14 protein-coding genes are annotated in these 15640 nt (G+C 46.2%); 8 read left to right on the top strand and 6 right to left on the bottom strand.

Going from position 1 to position 15640, the window contains the following annotated elements; genetic code table 11:
* Window positions 1-16 precede the first annotated feature (16 nt).
* Window positions 17-439, bottom strand: a complete 423-nt coding sequence (locus tag GJQ68_RS07000) for a secondary thiamine-phosphate synthase enzyme YjbQ (RefSeq protein ID WP_162416597.1) — start codon at window positions 437-439, stop codon at window positions 17-19.
* Between the two features lie 103 nt (window positions 440-542).
* Here GJQ68_RS07000 and GJQ68_RS06995 point away from each other — a divergent pair, with 103 nt between their 5' ends.
* From GJQ68_RS06995 to GJQ68_RS06985, 3 genes are read left to right on the top strand one after another with little or no spacing between them, the layout of a single operon-like run.
* Entirely contained in the window at window positions 543-1010 is a 468-nt protein-coding gene (locus tag GJQ68_RS06995) for a GlcG/HbpS family heme-binding protein (protein WP_162416596.1), read from the top strand.
* Between the two features lie 51 nt (window positions 1011-1061).
* Window positions 1062-2216: a methionine aminotransferase gene (locus GJQ68_RS06990; RefSeq protein WP_162416595.1), complete on the top strand. Its 1155-nt coding sequence runs from the start codon at window positions 1062-1064 to the stop codon at window positions 2214-2216.
* A gap of 11 nt (window positions 2217-2227) precedes the next feature.
* A complete protein-coding gene (locus GJQ68_RS06985) occupies window positions 2228-3151 on the top strand; it encodes a sugar phosphate isomerase/epimerase family protein (protein ID WP_162416594.1) in 924 nt (307 codons plus the stop codon).
* A gap of 1 nt (window position 3152) precedes the next feature.
* Here GJQ68_RS06985 and GJQ68_RS06980 read toward each other — a convergent pair whose 3' ends face one another.
* Window positions 3153-4232 (bottom strand): endonuclease/exonuclease/phosphatase family protein, encoded by a 1080-nt coding sequence (locus GJQ68_RS06980; RefSeq protein ID WP_162416593.1) that lies wholly within the window; start codon window positions 4230-4232, stop codon window positions 3153-3155.
* Between the two features lie 119 nt (window positions 4233-4351).
* Between GJQ68_RS06980 and GJQ68_RS06975 the strand changes: the two genes are divergently transcribed.
* The 3 genes from GJQ68_RS06975 to uvrA all read left to right on the top strand — a co-directional run bounded on the left by GJQ68_RS06975 (window position 4352) and on the right by uvrA (window position 11128).
* On the top strand, window positions 4352-5944 hold the full coding sequence (locus GJQ68_RS06975; RefSeq protein ID WP_162416592.1) for an ATP-dependent DNA helicase: 1593 nt from the start codon (window positions 4352-4354) through the stop codon (window positions 5942-5944).
* Between the two features lie 135 nt (window positions 5945-6079).
* Window positions 6080-8197 carry a T9SS type A sorting domain-containing protein gene (locus tag GJQ68_RS06970; RefSeq protein ID WP_162416591.1) on the top strand — a complete coding sequence of 706 codons (2118 nt, stop codon included), beginning with the start codon at window positions 6080-6082 and terminating at the stop codon, window positions 8195-8197.
* 90 nt (window positions 8198-8287) lie between these two features.
* A complete protein-coding gene (gene uvrA, locus GJQ68_RS06965; RefSeq protein WP_162416590.1) occupies window positions 8288-11128 on the top strand; it encodes an excinuclease ABC subunit UvrA in 2841 nt (946 codons plus the stop codon).
* A gap of 252 nt (window positions 11129-11380) precedes the next feature.
* Here uvrA and GJQ68_RS06960 read toward each other — a convergent pair whose 3' ends face one another.
* On the bottom strand, window positions 11381-12094 hold the full coding sequence (locus tag GJQ68_RS06960) for an SAM-dependent methyltransferase (protein ID WP_162416589.1): 714 nt from the start codon (window positions 12092-12094) through the stop codon (window positions 11381-11383).
* An 11-nt stretch (window positions 12095-12105) separates the two neighbouring features.
* On the opposite strand from GJQ68_RS06960, the gene GJQ68_RS06955 reads away from it, so the two are divergent.
* Window positions 12106-12339: a DUF2905 domain-containing protein gene (locus tag GJQ68_RS06955; protein WP_235941174.1), complete on the top strand. Its 234-nt coding sequence runs from the start codon at window positions 12106-12108 to the stop codon at window positions 12337-12339.
* A 412-nt stretch (window positions 12340-12751) separates the two neighbouring features.
* Here GJQ68_RS06955 and GJQ68_RS06950 read toward each other — a convergent pair whose 3' ends face one another.
* The 3 genes from GJQ68_RS06950 to GJQ68_RS06940 all read right to left on the bottom strand — a co-directional run bounded on the left by GJQ68_RS06950 (window position 12752) and on the right by GJQ68_RS06940 (window position 15035).
* A complete protein-coding gene (locus GJQ68_RS06950; protein WP_162342524.1) occupies window positions 12752-13051 on the bottom strand; it encodes a hypothetical protein in 300 nt (99 codons plus the stop codon).
* 493 nt (window positions 13052-13544) lie between these two features.
* Window positions 13545-14306: an alpha/beta fold hydrolase gene (locus GJQ68_RS06945; protein WP_162416588.1), complete on the bottom strand. Its 762-nt coding sequence runs from the start codon at window positions 14304-14306 to the stop codon at window positions 13545-13547.
* 12 nt (window positions 14307-14318) lie between these two features.
* Window positions 14319-15035, bottom strand: a complete 717-nt coding sequence (locus tag GJQ68_RS06940; protein WP_162416587.1) for a pyridoxine 5'-phosphate synthase — start codon at window positions 15033-15035, stop codon at window positions 14319-14321.
* Window positions 15036-15183: 148 nt separating this feature from the next.
* Here GJQ68_RS06940 and GJQ68_RS06935 point away from each other — a divergent pair, with 148 nt between their 5' ends.
* Entirely contained in the window at window positions 15184-15636 is a 453-nt protein-coding gene (locus tag GJQ68_RS06935; protein WP_162416586.1) for a GatB/YqeY domain-containing protein, read from the top strand.
* Window positions 15637-15640: the final 4 nt, after the last annotated feature.

The following is a 15640-nucleotide window of genomic DNA, read 5'->3' as shown; positions in this document are numbered from 1 at the left end:
GAGGCAAAAGGCCGGCTCAGGTTCCAAAGGCAGTCAGGACCAGTTTTCGGGCACCGCCCTGGTCTCTGAATTCTCCCAGGTAAATACCCTGCCAGGTACCCAGGTTAAGTTTTCCCCCGGAAATGGGAATTTGCACCGAAGGACCGAAAATACTTGCTTTCAGATGCGCAGGCATATCATCCGCCCCTTCATAGGTGTGGACAAAATGTGGATAAGCTTCCGGAATCAAGTCGTTTGTAAACGTTTCAAAGTCCTGGCGAACAGAGGGGTCTGCGTTTTCATTGATGGTCAGTCCGGCGGAGGTGTGTTTGATCCAGACCTGGAGCATGCCGGTGCCTATATTTTTCATTTCCGGGAAGTTATCCACAACTTCTCCTGTAATGAGGTGAAAGCCTCTTTTATAGGCGCGTAATCGGATTTCTTTTTGAAGAATGTTCATGATTTTGTCCGTTTGAGATGATTCTCAAATATAAAAAATTTAAGAATAGCCATTATTTCTTTATATTTAAGACAAAGCGGAATAACAAACAAAAAAACACACCATGAGGAAGCAAATCATACTATCAATCTGGGTAATGCTGGTCTTTGCCATCAGCTTTTCGGTACAGGCTCAGGAAAGGGTCCGGGTACTCAGTCTTGAGGATGCGCAGCGGATATCCGATGCGGCAGAGGCCAGAGCCCGGCAAGACAATTGGAATGTGGTCATTACCATTCTAGACGCCGGTGGGCACTTGGTCGCCCTGCGGAGAATGGATGGAACCCAAATTGGGAGCGTGGAGGTAGGCATTCAAAAAGCCACCTCGGCCCTGAAATTCAAACGACCCACAAAAGTATTTGAAGATGCCGTCAAATCCGGCAACGTACACCTCATCAGCCTTCCCGGCGTAGTGGCCGTGGAAGGAGGCTTGCCCATAAAGGATGGCGATCAGGTGATTGGTTCTATCGGGGTTAGTGGTGTGACCTCTGCTCAGGATGGGATCATCGCGGCAGCCGGACTGGAGTCATTTTAAATAGAATTTTCCATCAGTCGACCGGAAGGCAATTTCCGGTCTTTTTTATTTATGCAAAAAGAAAAGGAATTACCCTCTAAGTTGCCCTATGTCGGCACCACCATTTTTACGGTGATGTCGGGTTTGGCTACCAAAGAGGATGCGATTAATTTATCACAGGGGTTTCCGAGTTTTGACTGTTCTCCCAGGTTAAGTGAACTGGTTAGCCATTACGTAAAAAATGGGTACAACCAATACGCTCCGATGAGTGGGGTTCCTGCCTTCAGAGAAAGCCTGGCAGAAAAGACCAATCGTGTTTATGGGGTGAACTACGATCCGGAAACGGAAGTTACCATCACCTCTGGTGCTACAGAGGCCATTTTTTGTGCTGTGACCGCGGTGGTTTACCCGGGCGATGAGGTGATCGTTCTGGAACCAGCCTATGATAGCTATGTTCCAGCCATTGACTTGAATGGGGGTGTTCCCGTATATGTCACCCTGAATTCACCGGATTTTAAAATCGATTGGCAGGCGGTAAAGGCGAAAATATCTCCGAAGACCCGGGCAATTATGGTCAATACCCCCCACAATCCGGTTGGAACGGTATTTAGTAAAAGCGACCTGGATACGCTGGCCGAGCTGGTTCGGGATACCGATATTTACATCATCAGTGACGAGGTATATGAGCACATCGTATTTGACGGAGACATCCATCGTTCCATGATGACCCATCCGGTTTTGCAGGAGCGGACATTTGTTTGTGGATCGCTGGGAAAAACCTACCATACCACTGGTTGGAAGATCGGTTATTGCCTGGCTCCTAAAGCCCTGTCAAAGGAATTCAGAAGAATTCACCAGTACATCACCTTCAGCACGGTTACCCCCATGCAATATGCCTTAGCCGATTTTTTGAAACTTCCGGAGCATTACGAGCAGCTGAGTGCATTTTATCAAAAAAAGCGGGATCGGTTTAATGAGGCCCTCCAGGCATCCCGCTTTCGTTTTACGCCATCCAAAGGAAGTTTTTTTCAGATTGTTTCTTATCGGGAAATCTCGGACGAATACGATTACGACCTGGCCATTCGCCTGACAAAAGAGATTAAAGTGGCCTCTGTGCCGGTATCCGTGTTTTATAAGGATAAAAAGGACGATAAATTACTACGGTTTTGTTTTGCCAAAGATGACGACTTGCTTGACAAAGCCGGAGAAATACTTTCTAAACTTTAACCGTTATTTACATGCTAAAATTAGGTTTTGTGAGCGCCATTCTGGCGGAAAATAGTTTTGAAGAAGTGATTGATTTTGCCGCAGCAGAGAATTTTTCCTGTGTGGAAATGATGTGCTGGCCAAAAGGAAAGGCGGAAAGACGCTATGCAGGGGTGACTCATATTGATGTAAGCCAACTGGCTTCCGACCAGATTAATCACATAAGGGACTACCAGCGGGAAAAAGGGGTGTTTGTTTCCGGACTGGGATTTTATCCCAACCCCATGGACCCGGATGAATCGAAGGCAGAAGCCGCCATATCCCATATCAAGGCCGTCATTGACGGTGCGGAGAAACTGGGAATACCCGTGGTCAACACCTTTATTGGAAGGAACCCTTCGCTGAACGTGGAGGACAATCTGAAAATGTTTTCCGAACGGTTTCCGGCGGTAGTGAAGCATGCGTCAAAAAAAGGGATTCGTATTGGGATCGAAAATTGCCCCATGTTTTTTACCAATGATGAATGGCCCGGTGGGAAAAACCTGGCCATTTCTCCTGCCGTTTGGGAAAAAATGTTTTCGATCATTCCCGATCCTCATTTTGGATTAAATTACGATCCTTCTCATCTGGTATGGATGCATATGGATCCGGTACAACCCTTGTACGAGTTTCGGGACCGCCTTCACCACATCCACCTGAAAGATGTCAAACTCTACCCAGAAAAGCTAAACCGGGTGGGAATTCTTGCCAATCCACTGGAATACCATGCTCCGAAAATCCCCGGACTGGGAGATGTGCCCTGGGGGAGGTTTTTTGCGGCACTAACCGATGTAGGCTACAGGGGCCCCTGTTGTATAGAGGTAGAAGACAAGGCCTTTGAAAAATCCCCGGAAGACGTAAAAATGGCCATTTTGACAGCAAGGAATTACCTTAGACAATTTATTCCCATAGCCTAGCTCAGATGGTAAGGATGTTTGGATTGGACTGATCGATCGTTTCTTTGGTCCAATCCTTTTCTTCCTTATCTAATTTTTCTTTCTGGTTTTCTTGTTCGTTTTCAGGCGCCAGTTGAAATCGTCCATACATGGGGAAATGGTCGGATGAAATGGAAGGAAGGCGTTTGATTTTTTTCAAAAGGAAATGCTTGGAATGAAAAATATGGTCCAGCGGCCAGCGAAGGGCGAAGTATTTGGCATGAAAGGTATTGAAAAAGCCCCTTCCTTTTCGGGGGTCCAGCAAGCCGCTTCTTTTCTGAAACAGGCGGGTGGTCCGGGACCAGGCCACGTCATTCAGATCACCGAATACCAATACCGGTAATGTGGCGTCCTTGACATTTTTTCCGACAATTAACAGTTCGGCATCCCGAGGCACAGAACTGTCGCTTTCGGAAGGGCTTGGGGGTTCCGGGTGAACACAATGAATTTGTACTTTTTTGCCGGAAGGAAGGATTACCTCAGCATGTATGGAAGGGATATCGTCTTCCACCAGATAAAGCTTCTTAATGTTTATTAAGGGAAGGTTGGAATACAGATGCATGCCATATTGGTTGTCGAGCGGAATTTTGACCTGCTGGGGATAATCATTTTCGATGATTTCCAATTGCTTTCCCCACCATTCATCGGATTCCAGGGTTAAGAGCAGGTTGGGTTGGTACCTGTTCACTAGTGCTATCAGTTTTTCCACATAGCGATTCGGTGTCAGGACGTTACTCACCAGTAAGGAAATTTCGTTTTCAGGGGAAGAATGCCTTGAGGTTCGAACTTCTTTTGCGCCAAAAAAGGTGTAGGGATAGATTTTAAAAGCCTGAAACATAAAACTAGCAATCACACCAGCCAGCAGCCCTAAATGCCAGGGATCGGTATTTAGGGAAGGGATAAAAAACAACAGCACGGTAATGAACGCAATGGCCAATAGTTGCAGTCTTGGGAAATCAAACATTCTTACCGACCAATGCCCAAATTTCAACTTGCTGGCGGTGACAGCAAGTATACATAGGATGGCAAGAAAAATTTTGGTCAGGTTGAGGGCCAGTTCCATTGGGTAGGCAATTTTAAGTTAGCAGGTTTTGAATGGTATTATTTTCAATTTAGCTACAATATATACGAAACCGGTTTTTTTATTTCTAATTTTAAGCAACAAATAAATGAAATGAGCCAATGACTTTTTTGAAAACCTTTTTCAGGCAGGAATTTGAAGCAAAGGGTTTGGACATGTCAAACGAGCCCTTTATCCAGGCACTGGAAATAGCATTATACACCAATAAGTCCCTGTTTCTCACAGGCCGGGCAGGTACTGGAAAGACCACTTTTCTGCATACTTTGAGGAGGTTAAACACCACAAAAAATACCGTCGTGGTGGCTCCTACCGGGGTGGCCGCCATTAATGCAAAAGGGAAGACGATCCATAGCTTTTTTAAGATAGATCCCCGGCAATTGTTTCTACCAGGGGATCCACGGTTGGAACCCAAAGCTACCAGTCCGAGCGGATCAATCTTCGATACATTTCGGTATAATAAGAGCCGGCTCAGCCTGATCAGAAACCTTGACTTGCTCGTCATTGATGAAATATCCATGGTCCGGGTTGAGTTGTTGGATGTGCTGGACCAGATACTACGCTTATTTCGTAGAAAAAGGCACCTCCCCTTCGGTGGCGTCCAATTATTGTTGATCGGAGACCCGTTTCAGTTGCCTCCGGTGGTCCGCGATAACGATTGGTCCCTTCTTTCTACTCATTACCAAACCCGGTTTTTTTTCAGCGCTCATGCGTTTCAGGAGCTCCGGCCCTACCACATCGCCCTGCAAAAGATCTATCGGCAAAAAGACGAGTTTTTCAAAAACCTACTCAACCGCATCCGTGAAAGCAAACACACCTATGACGACATCCAGTTTCTAAACAAAAGGGCCTCGGCATACCATTTTGATCTGTTGGATCAGGGGTATATTATGCTCGGAACGCATAACCATTCCATTCTTCAGATTAATCAGCAAAAATTGGACCTGCTGGAGTCTCCCGTGCAAACCTATCCAGCTTCCATGGAGGGGGAGTTTCCTCCTTCCATGGCCCCTTTTGACCCCATAGACCTGACGCTCAAAATAGGCGCTCAGGTGATTTTCATGAAAAATAATCCGGAAAAGAATTACTATAACGGGATGATCGGAAAGGTGGTTGAGATGCATGAAAATAAAGTGCTGGTGGAAAACAATGCCGGTGCTTTTCTGGAAGTGGAAAGAGAGATATGGGAGCATGTGGATTTCCGGTTCAATGAAAAGGAAGGAAAAGTGGATGCGGAGGTAATCGGTAAGTTCACCCAATTTCCGCTCAAACTTGCCTGGGCGATCACGGTACACAAAAGCCAGGGGCTCACCTTTGATAAATGCATCGTAGATATTGGGCGTTCATTTGAAGCAGGGCAAGTGTATGTAGCCCTCAGCCGCTGTACCAACCTGGAGGGATTGGTGTTGAAAGCACCTATAGGCATGCAAAGCGTAAAGGTCAGTCAGGACAGCCTGAATTTTAGTTTGCAGCGCCACGAAGAATCGCAGATTGAAGAAGAACTGAAAGAACAGCGGGCATTCGCCTCTCTGTCCTATGCCTTTGAAGCCTACCGGAAGGGGGATATTTCTAAAGCAAAGGCGATTTTTAAAGAGGTTCAGGAAATCCACGATATCACCAGATATGCCAAGTGGAAACAATTCCTCCAATTGAAGCCCTGGTTGGATCAGCGGCATGGAGCAAGTCATTCCTTTTAAACCCCTGCTTTTCAAAAGATAAGCCGGTAAATATTTCCGAATTCCTTTGGTCTTTTTATTTTAAATATATATTTTTGTATTTGACAGCAGCATAAACGCTTTTAGTGCAATTACATTTTTAAAATAGGAGGGGTTTTGAGAGGATTTAAACAGCAGATCGGGGAGCTATCCCGTATAATTTTCGTAGGTTTTTGCTTATTTTTGGGCAATTTTGGTGAGGTTCAGGCCCAGTTGGCCTGTGAGGGTACCCTACCCTTCAATTTCACCAGACCCTGGAATCGACCCGCTGATTCCTGGGATGGTTATGTTTTTCAGATATCTCCGGATTACGATCCCAAAAGCGATTGGAACAGGGACTTTACGGGACTTTCCGCCGCCGACCCTACCTACAAGGGGTATTTACTCAGAGATGGAAACCACTTTTTGCCTGCCGCAGGACTTGCCTTTGATACCCAGTTTTCGGATTACTCCGTAGATGGCTACAGTCGGGATTCGGATTTTTTTACTACTGGTGACAGTCCGACGGCAACAGGAGGTTGCGATGCCCAACTTTCCCATTTTGGTGTAATTTTGAGAAGTAAAAAGACGATAGATGAACCCGGTATTTACAAAGTCAGTATCGGAAGTGATGACGGGTCCTTTTTCAGGATGTTCGAAAATGGGAATGTTGGCGATTTTTCCCTGGATGTGAATGGAGACCCCGTTAGGCATGACAACTGGTATAAAAATGGAGGTGACGGCTTATATGATTTTGTTTATTCAGAAAATATTCGAAACTATTACGTACCCTTTGAAGATGGCGATTCATTTTGGATGGATTTACATTATTATGAAAGAATAGGGAATAGTCGGTTGAGCTTTGATTTTGAGCTTTATTTTGGTCCGGGGGAAGTGGAAAATCCAGGGAATGCCACCGGTATTCGCTCCTATTGCGGTATTGCACCGGATCCGGAGCCTTTTGCGTCTGTTGGCCCGGCTGTTTTTGCAGAGGGATCCGAGCCATCCTACCAGTGGGAATACACCAGCGTGGCCAACCCTACCGAAGCCGACTGGATAGAGATTCCCGGCGCAACCGGGCTCGGCTATGATATTCCCAAGTACGATGCGTCTATTCCTGAAAACTCCTGGACGGGGACCAGGTATTTCCGAAGGGTTGCCAGAAATGTCGTGGTCGACGGCGAGGGAAACATCCTGGAAAACTCTTTTTCATCCAATATTCTAGAGGTATCCATCCAGGTAATAGCTGATTTGGATCAGGCAGAATATGGTTTAAATGAATGGATAGGGCACGTTTATGCTGGTGTCAAGAACTTTGATTCAGAGAATTATCTGGGACGAGTGACGGAAGATGCCGTATTTGTTCAGCATTTTACTCCCGGAGGGTCGACCTCTTCTCCAGTGATCTTCACACCTGACTATGGTTGTTCGTTTATAACCGACCGGTTTTCGATCCGATATAAGATGAGACTGGATGTAGAACCGGGAACCTTGAATTTCACCATCCGGGCAGACGATGGCTTCAGGCTTAGTTTGGATGGAGGTGTCACCTGGGCACTTTACGGGCAGTGGGAATCTGGCGGAAGTACTGCCAAGGAATACACCACGACGTTTGATGTACCGGATGGTATGGATCAACTAGATTTGGTGATGGAGTATTACGAAAACACTCAGCGAAATACCATGGATTTTGATTACGAATTCGTGAGTTTAGTATTACCGCTGCAATGGGGAAATGTTGAGGGACAGGCCTGCGGAGAAAATAATTGCTTGAATTGGGAAACGCTTCAGGAAAAAAATACCAGCCATTTTGTTCTGGAGCGTTCCCCCGATGGGTTTTCCTGGAAAGATTTGGATCACAAGATTCCCTCTCAAGGAGAAACCAATGGAAAGGTTCAGTACCAGGCGGTTGACAGTACATTTGAGGCCAGTTGGAGTTATTACCGAATCCGGCAGGTGGATCGGGACGGGAAAAGTAGCTATTCCGAAGTAATTCGCATTTCCAATGATCCGGTCACCGAATCGGTACTTCCCTTTCCCAATCCAACCACCGACTTTATTCATTTCGATGAAAAAGAAGCGATACTCCAGGTGGAGCTAATAAGCCAGGACCAACGGATAAGACTGGAACCTGACCTGGAAAAGATAGGAAAAACCAGGTACAGAATTGATTTACGACACTATCCGAGCAACCATTACTTGATAAGCTTGTCCACGAATAAGGGAAAAAGGACTTTCAAAATCTTTAAAAGGTAGTAAGGAACCGTTAGTTTAGGGGATGCCGGGAGCATTAATTTTCCGTAACATTTTGTCATTTTCGGGGTTGGGTTGGTATCTTTGCAAGTTATGGGCGCAATCACTACTGAGAACACAGCGATACTGGAAAACCTGGATCCAAAATCCTTCATTATTATAAAAAATGCGCGGGTAAACAATCTAAAAAGCCTGAGCATAGCGATCCCCAGAAACAAGCTGGTGGTGGTTACTGGTCTGTCTGGTTCCGGAAAATCCTCGTTGGCATTTGATACCTTATTTGCGGAAGGGCAACGGATGTATGTGGAAAGCCTCAGTTCCTACGCGCGACAGTTTTTGGGTCGCATGGAAAAACCGGAGGTAGAGTATATCAAGGGTGTCTCTCCTGCTATTGCCATTCAGCAGAGCGTGAACACTAAAAACCCCAGGTCTACCGTGGGCACCACCACAGAGGTGTACGATTACCTAAAATTGCTTTTTAGCAGGATAGGAAGAACCTATTCTCCCGTTAGTGGGGAGGAAGTAAAGCACCACACCGTAACGGATGTGGTGAATTTCATTCACACTTTTGACGAAGGCGAGCGGGTCATGATTAGTTGTCCACTGCACCTGCTGGCGGGAAGGGAAAAGGGCAAGGAGTTGGAAATACTGCTTCAAAAAGGATTCACCAGGGTATTAATTGATGGAGAAGCGTTTTTTGTTGAGGAGCTGTTGACGAGTGAGGAGCTGCCGGAGGGGAATTTTGAGATTCTGATAGATAGGGTTTCGGTCAATTCCGAGGATGAGGACAACCAGTTCCGGATTGCTGACAGTGTTCAGACTGCTTTTTTTGAAGGTCATGGCACCTGTACGGTGGTGATTCCGGAAAAGGATAAGCGTGTTTTCAGCGATAAATTTGAGCTGGACGGGATACGCTTTGAGTTGCCATCAGTCAATTTTTTTAGTTTTAACAATCCCTATGGGGCATGCCGAACCTGCGAGGGCTTTGGCTCGGTGTTGGGAATTGATCCTGATTTGGTGGTCCCTGATAAAAGCCTGTCGGTTTTCGAGGGTGCCATTGCGCCCTGGCGGGGAGAGACTACCAAAAAATGGGTGCAGCCCTTACTAAAAAATGGAATCAAATTTGATTTTCCAATCCACAGGCCTTACGAGGATCTGGATGAAAAGGACAAGGCCGTTTTATGGACTGGCAATGAATATTTTAAAGGCCTGAATGATTTTTTTGCGTTTATCGAAAGCAAATTACATAAAATACAGTACCGCGTCATGTTATCCCGGTTTAGGGGTAGGACTACCTGCCCCGATTGTCATGGGACCCGGATTCGAAAAGATGCTTCCTATGTAAAAATCCAAGGTAAGTCCATTACGGATTTGGTTTTATTGCCGCTGGATAAGTGCCTTCATTTTTTTGAAAATCTGGACCTCACTAAAAGTGATCAAAAAGTTGCCTATCGCTTACTTAAGGAAATTTCAAACCGGCTACGCTACCTCGACCAGGTAGGTTTGGGATACCTCACCTTAAATCGCCTGACTTCCTCGCTATCCGGAGGTGAATTTCAGCGGATTAAACTGGCCACTTCTCTGGGAAGTGCCCTGGTGGGCTCCATGTATATTCTGGATGAGCCAAGTATCGGACTTCATCCCAGGGATACGGAACGACTGGTAGCGGTACTGAAAACCCTGCGGGATATGGGCAACACCGTTATTGTCGTAGAGCACGAAGAAAAAATCATTCGGGCAGCGGATCAGGTCATCGATATTGGTCCGGATGCGGGTATACATGGGGGAGAGTTGGTTTTTCAGGGAAACCTGGAGGAATTAATGGCCGCTGGAAACACCTATACCTCACGGTACCTCAGTGGGCAGGAAACCATCAGTCATAAAACAGCCAACAGAACCTGGAAGGAACACATATTGATTCGTGGGGCGAGGGAAAACAACCTGAAAAACATTACGGTGAAGGTGCCGATCGGCGTGCTGACCGTAATTTCCGGCGTGAGTGGTTCGGGTAAATCAACCCTGGTAAAAAAGGTATTGTATCCGGCATTGGGGAAATTTCTGGGGACCGTTTCGGAGGAATCGGGAAAGTTGGATAAGTTGGCGGGGGATTTTAGAAACATTACCCGTGTAGAATTTGTAGACCAAAATCCCATCGGAAAATCCTCCCGGTCCAACCCGGTCACCTACGTAAAGGCCTATGATGGCATCAGGGCGTTGTTTGCGGACTTACCCCTTTCCAGGCAACGGGGGTACAAGCCAGCATTTTTTAGTTTTAATGTAGACGGTGGCAGGTGTGAGGCCTGTCAGGGAGAAGGAACTCAGAAAATAGAAATGCAGTTCATGGCGGATATTTACCTTACCTGTGAATCCTGCAAGGGAAAGAGATTTAAAAACGAGATTCTCGATGTCAAGTACAAGGATAAGGACATCTCCGATGTGTTGGCAATGACCATTGATGAGGCCATGGATTTTTTTGAAGGAAAGCCTACCATTATTCAAAAGTTGCAACCCCTTCAGGAAGTAGGTTTGGGGTACATTGGCTTGGGACAATCTTCGAACACCTTGAGTGGAGGAGAAGCCCAACGGGTTAAGCTGGCCTCTTTTTTAGGAAAAGGAGAAACCAAATCTAGGGACCGTATTTTATTTATTTTCGACGAACCCACCACGGGTTTGCACTTTCACGATATCAAGAAACTGTTGCATTCCATGAATGCCTTGATTGGTCAGGGACATACAGTGCTGATTATTGAACATAATACGGAGGTGATCAAAGCGGCGGACTGGGTAATTGACCTGGGTCCGGAAGGTGGGGAAAAAGGAGGAATGGTGACTTTCGAAGGAGTGCCTGAAAATCTCATGCTGGAAAAGGATAATTTTACGGGCAGGTATTTGAATGAACTGGGGAAAGGCTCCACAAATTTACCTGGTAGTTGATGAACTGAGTTCGATTTCAATATAGGACAGTTTGGTTCGTTTGAACGGTTTTGTACTTGATTCCGTACTTTTTAGGAAAAAGATGTTCAACCTTCTCCGGGGTTGTGTTCAGGATGAACCAAGCTTTTTAGCCCCGGGTTATTACTTCCTCGGATTGGACTAAATGCAAATTGACAGACTGATTATTGCGCAAGCCAGGAGCGAGGAATTGTATTTAAAATGGCCTTGATTTGGGTCGAATTTAGTTTTCATTTAAGACGCGCCAATCAAAAATACCGCCGGTATCTTGTGTAGATCCGGTCTGTCCTTCCGCCAGTCGGCCACCTTTTTGGTACGAATGGACTCCCCTTCTCCGGTAAGCTCACTGGCAATGCAAAGCTCGGTGCGCCCATCCAGTTGCTCCAGCAAATCTTCCAGCAAGCGGTTATTTCTAAAGGGCGTTTCCATAAATAGCTGGGTAACCTTTTGCTGCGAGGCTGTCTTTTCCAATTCCTTGATGGCCTCAATGCGGGCTTTCCGATCGATGGGCAAATAGCCACTGAAGGTGAAGGCCTGTCCATTAAAGCCGGAACCCATCAGGGCCAGAAACATGGACGAGGGCCCCGGCAGAGGAACCACCCGTATCCCCAGACGGTGCGCCCAGGCTACGGCTTTGGCCCCGGGATCGGCGATACCCGGGCAACCCGCTTCGGATAGAATCCCCACATCCTGCCCATTTAGTGCCGGTTCCAGGAGCTTTCTTACCTGGGGGTCTGGAGTTTTTTTATCTAGCTTTTCCATCTGCACCTCCTCCAGATTGATGCCCAATTTCAGGCTGCTGATGTACCTGCGGGCCGTTCGGAAGTCCTCCACCAGGTAAAAAGAGGTGGCCGAAATTACGTTTTTGACAACAGGGGCCATGATGTCAGGACCGGTTTCAAGTACCAATACATTCGGTATCAGGTATAGTATTCCCTTTGCTTTCATTATTTTTGGGTATGGAAAATGGAATGCCTTCGATTGCAAAAATACTTATTATTATCGGACTGCTGCTACTGCTCAGCGGATTGCTGCTTTGGTGGCTGCCCAAATTTCCCGGTTTCAAAGGGATGCCCGGAGACATGGTGTTCAAAAGGGAAAATTTTACCTTTTATTTCCCCCTGGGTACCAGCATTCTGGTCAGCTTGTTGTTGACCTTATTGCTTTATTTGTGGAGAAAATTCGGAGGATAATAGGTCAAGGAACAGTGTCTGCCAGATTGAATTAAATCTCTAAAAATGCCATTTTGCCGGTCTGGGAAAATTTACATCCCAGACAATACCTTTCTCTTTTCCCTGCATTGGCACCTGGCGTCTACGTGGGCCGGGCGCAATTCCAATCTTTCTGTCTTTTTTCGATGAACTTATGTTAACACTCCGGTTCAGATTGCTTTGCGGGGTTACCGATAACGTGTTTTTACCACCCCCTGTCTCCCCCTCCTGTTTTCAGGAGGGGGATGGGGGAGGTGATTTGATGCCATTCTTTATTTTTTTTAACATGTTGATTTTTAAATAGTTAAAAACAAATACCGTCATCCCGATCTCTGCGTTTTTTAAATGTTAATTCTCGCAATGACGGGTTAGGTAGTCACTGAGAGAAATCAGGTTAAAAGCTATTATTCACAATCAGCATCAACAATACCAAATTGATTGCCAATCTAAAAATACCTAAAAACACAGCCGTTTTTAAATGATCCACCAGATGCCTTTTCACCAAACTAATGTATAGAAGTACACTTACCAGCACCAGATTTAAAAGGGTAATGGTAATCAGGGAGTACTCATACCATAAAGGAAGATCCAAGCGATAAAACACCCCATAAAGGATGTAGATGGCCAGGGTTAGCGTACTGCTACGAATGTTCCATTTCTTAAGCTGTTCCCTGCTTTTAATTAGGCCGTTCATGGTTCTTTTTTTGCGAATATTTTAAATGTAACCAATCGATAAGGAATTAAAAAAATATTCGCCTGGAGGATTCCCATATATTACAAAAAGCACTTCTTCATCCTGATTTCTGCGTTTTTTAAAAAGTTAATTTTCGCTGTGACAGCAATGCCAGGAATCGGTAAAGATTTCAAAATAAGTAACAATTAACGAATTGATATTTTAAGATGTTACCGAAAAAATCCCCCTTGCCCCCTTAAAAAGGGGGATTTGCCTATTACCGATGACGTGTTTGTTAAAAAATTGAAATTCAATGAGTTGAGAAAGAACACCGTCATCCCGATTTCTGCGTTTTTTAAATGCTAATTCTCGCAATGACGGGATCCCTCATCAACGGTAGGTTGCGGTCTTAAATAGTATAGCTTATTGAAGATAGCTTGCGCACCTGCGGCAGTCTGAACGGATACTTAGGTGCATTTCCAATCTTACTGCTTTTTTTCAATGGCGAGATGGCCTACGCGTCAAGAAAGGCCTTCAAAGTAGCCACTACCGCTTCCGGTTGTTCTGCATGAAGCCAATGACCGGCATTTTTGAGGTGGATGATGCGATTGTCAGGAAAAAGCGTTTCTATCGCTTCCTTGTCACTGCTTTTGATGTAATCGGAATTGGCTCCGCCCATAAACAGGACCGGCTTTTCAAAAGGTTTGTCCGATTCGATGGCCTCTCCCACATTTTCTATCTTTTCAGTGATCACCGGCAGGTTGATCTTCCAGGCAAATTTCTCCTCGGTACGGGTCAGGTTTTTCAATAGAAACTGCCGGATGCCTTTTTCATCAATGTATTCGGCCAATTGTGCTTCTGCCGCCTTTCGGGAATCGCTGGTATCCAGGTCCACGGCGTTTAGGGCTTCCAGAATGTGCTGGTGGTGAACGGGATAGGGCCTGGGAGCAATGTCGGCCACAATCAATTTCTCCACCCTGTCCGGGTACATCAGTGCCAGTTTCATGGCTGCTTTTCCTCCCATGGAGTGGCCCAGCAGGTACACGCTATCCAATCCCTCTGCATCCAGCAATTCCCGGAGATCCTCCGCCATTACCTGGTAATTCCATTCATCGGAATGCGGGGAGTCACCGTGGTTGCGGAGATCAATAAGGTACAAGGTATAGCTTTCCTCCAGGTTTTTAGCGATTCCCATCCAGTTGTCTGCGGATCCAAATAGTCCATGAAGGATGAGAAAGGGTTTGCCTTTGCCGCTTTTTTTAAAATTGAGTTTCATCTTATTCTGTTTTTATTCTTCCAACTGCCTACGGTACAGTTGGATGGTATTTTCCAGGCCATAGTAAAGGGCATCGCAGACCAGGGCATGGCCAATGGACACCTCGTCCAGGTAGGGAATGCTTTCTTTTAGAAACTTCAGGTTGTGCAGGTCCAAATCGTGTCCGGCATTTAGCCCCAGGCCGAGTTCACGTGCCAGCTTAGCTACCTCTATGTACGGGGCCACTGCCTTTTCCCGGTCTTGAGGATACCCGCTGGCATAGGGTTCGGTATACAACTCTACCCGGTCGGTACCGGTAGCTTTGGCCGCTTCAAAGTATTTGGTTTCCGGATTGATAAAAATCGAGGTCCTGACTCCATATTCGTGCAATTCCGCGATGATATCTCGAAGCATTTCCTGGTGTTTGACCGTGTCCCAGCCGGTATTGGATGTAATGGCTTCGGGGGGGTCGGGCACCAGGGTGGCCTGGGCCGGGCGGGCTTCCCGAATGATCTCCATATAACGTCGGTCAGGATAGCCTTCTATGTTAAATTCCGTCTGTATGTGGTCTTTCAGGGCCATTACATCGGTGTATCGGATATGCCGCTCGTCCGGCCGGGGATGCACGGTGATGCCCTGGGCACCGAATCGCTCTGCGTCCAGGGCCACTTTTACCAGGTCCGGATTATTGGCTCCCCGGGCATTTCGCAGGGTGGCGATTTTATTTATGTTGACACTTAATTTCGTCATGTTCCAAATATGCGTTAATTTTGCACTAAATTAAATATATTGCGTAAACAATGGTAATTGGGCCGAAGTTTAGGCGTTTGATTTTTTATTACTGATCCGCATTCGGGTCGCTCGACACAAGAGAAACCGAACTGAAAATTAACATACCATGAGTTTAAAAATCGACATCGAAAAAGAGATCAAACAAGCGATGCTGGCCCGGGACAAGGACCGGTTGCGGGCGCTGAGAGCCATTAAATCGCTGATTCTCCTGGAAGAAACCAAAGGGAGTGGGGACAAAGGCTTGTCCGAAGAGGACGAAGTCCAGCTATTGACCAAGGCCGCCAAACAGCGAAAAGATTCCTTAGAGATTTTTGAAAAGCAGGGTAGAGAAGACCTTGCCGCTCTTGAAAACTCCGAACTGCAGGTCATCCAGGAATTCCTTCCTCAGCAGCTGTCGGAAGAAGAACTGGAGGCAGAATTGAAATCCATACTTTCCGAAACGGGAGCAGAAGGACCAAAGGACATGGGCAAGGTCATGGGAGTAGCTACCAAGAAACTGGCTGGAAAGGCAGACGGCAAGCTTATCTCGCAAAAGGTCAAGGCCCTGCTTAATTCCTAATCCC

It is taken from the genome of Cyclobacterium roseum, assembly GCF_010119225.1.
Classification (GTDB): Bacteria; Bacteroidota; Bacteroidia; order Cytophagales; family Cyclobacteriaceae; genus Cyclobacterium; species Cyclobacterium roseum.
This window is presented reverse-complemented; position numbering and strand designations above follow the sequence as displayed.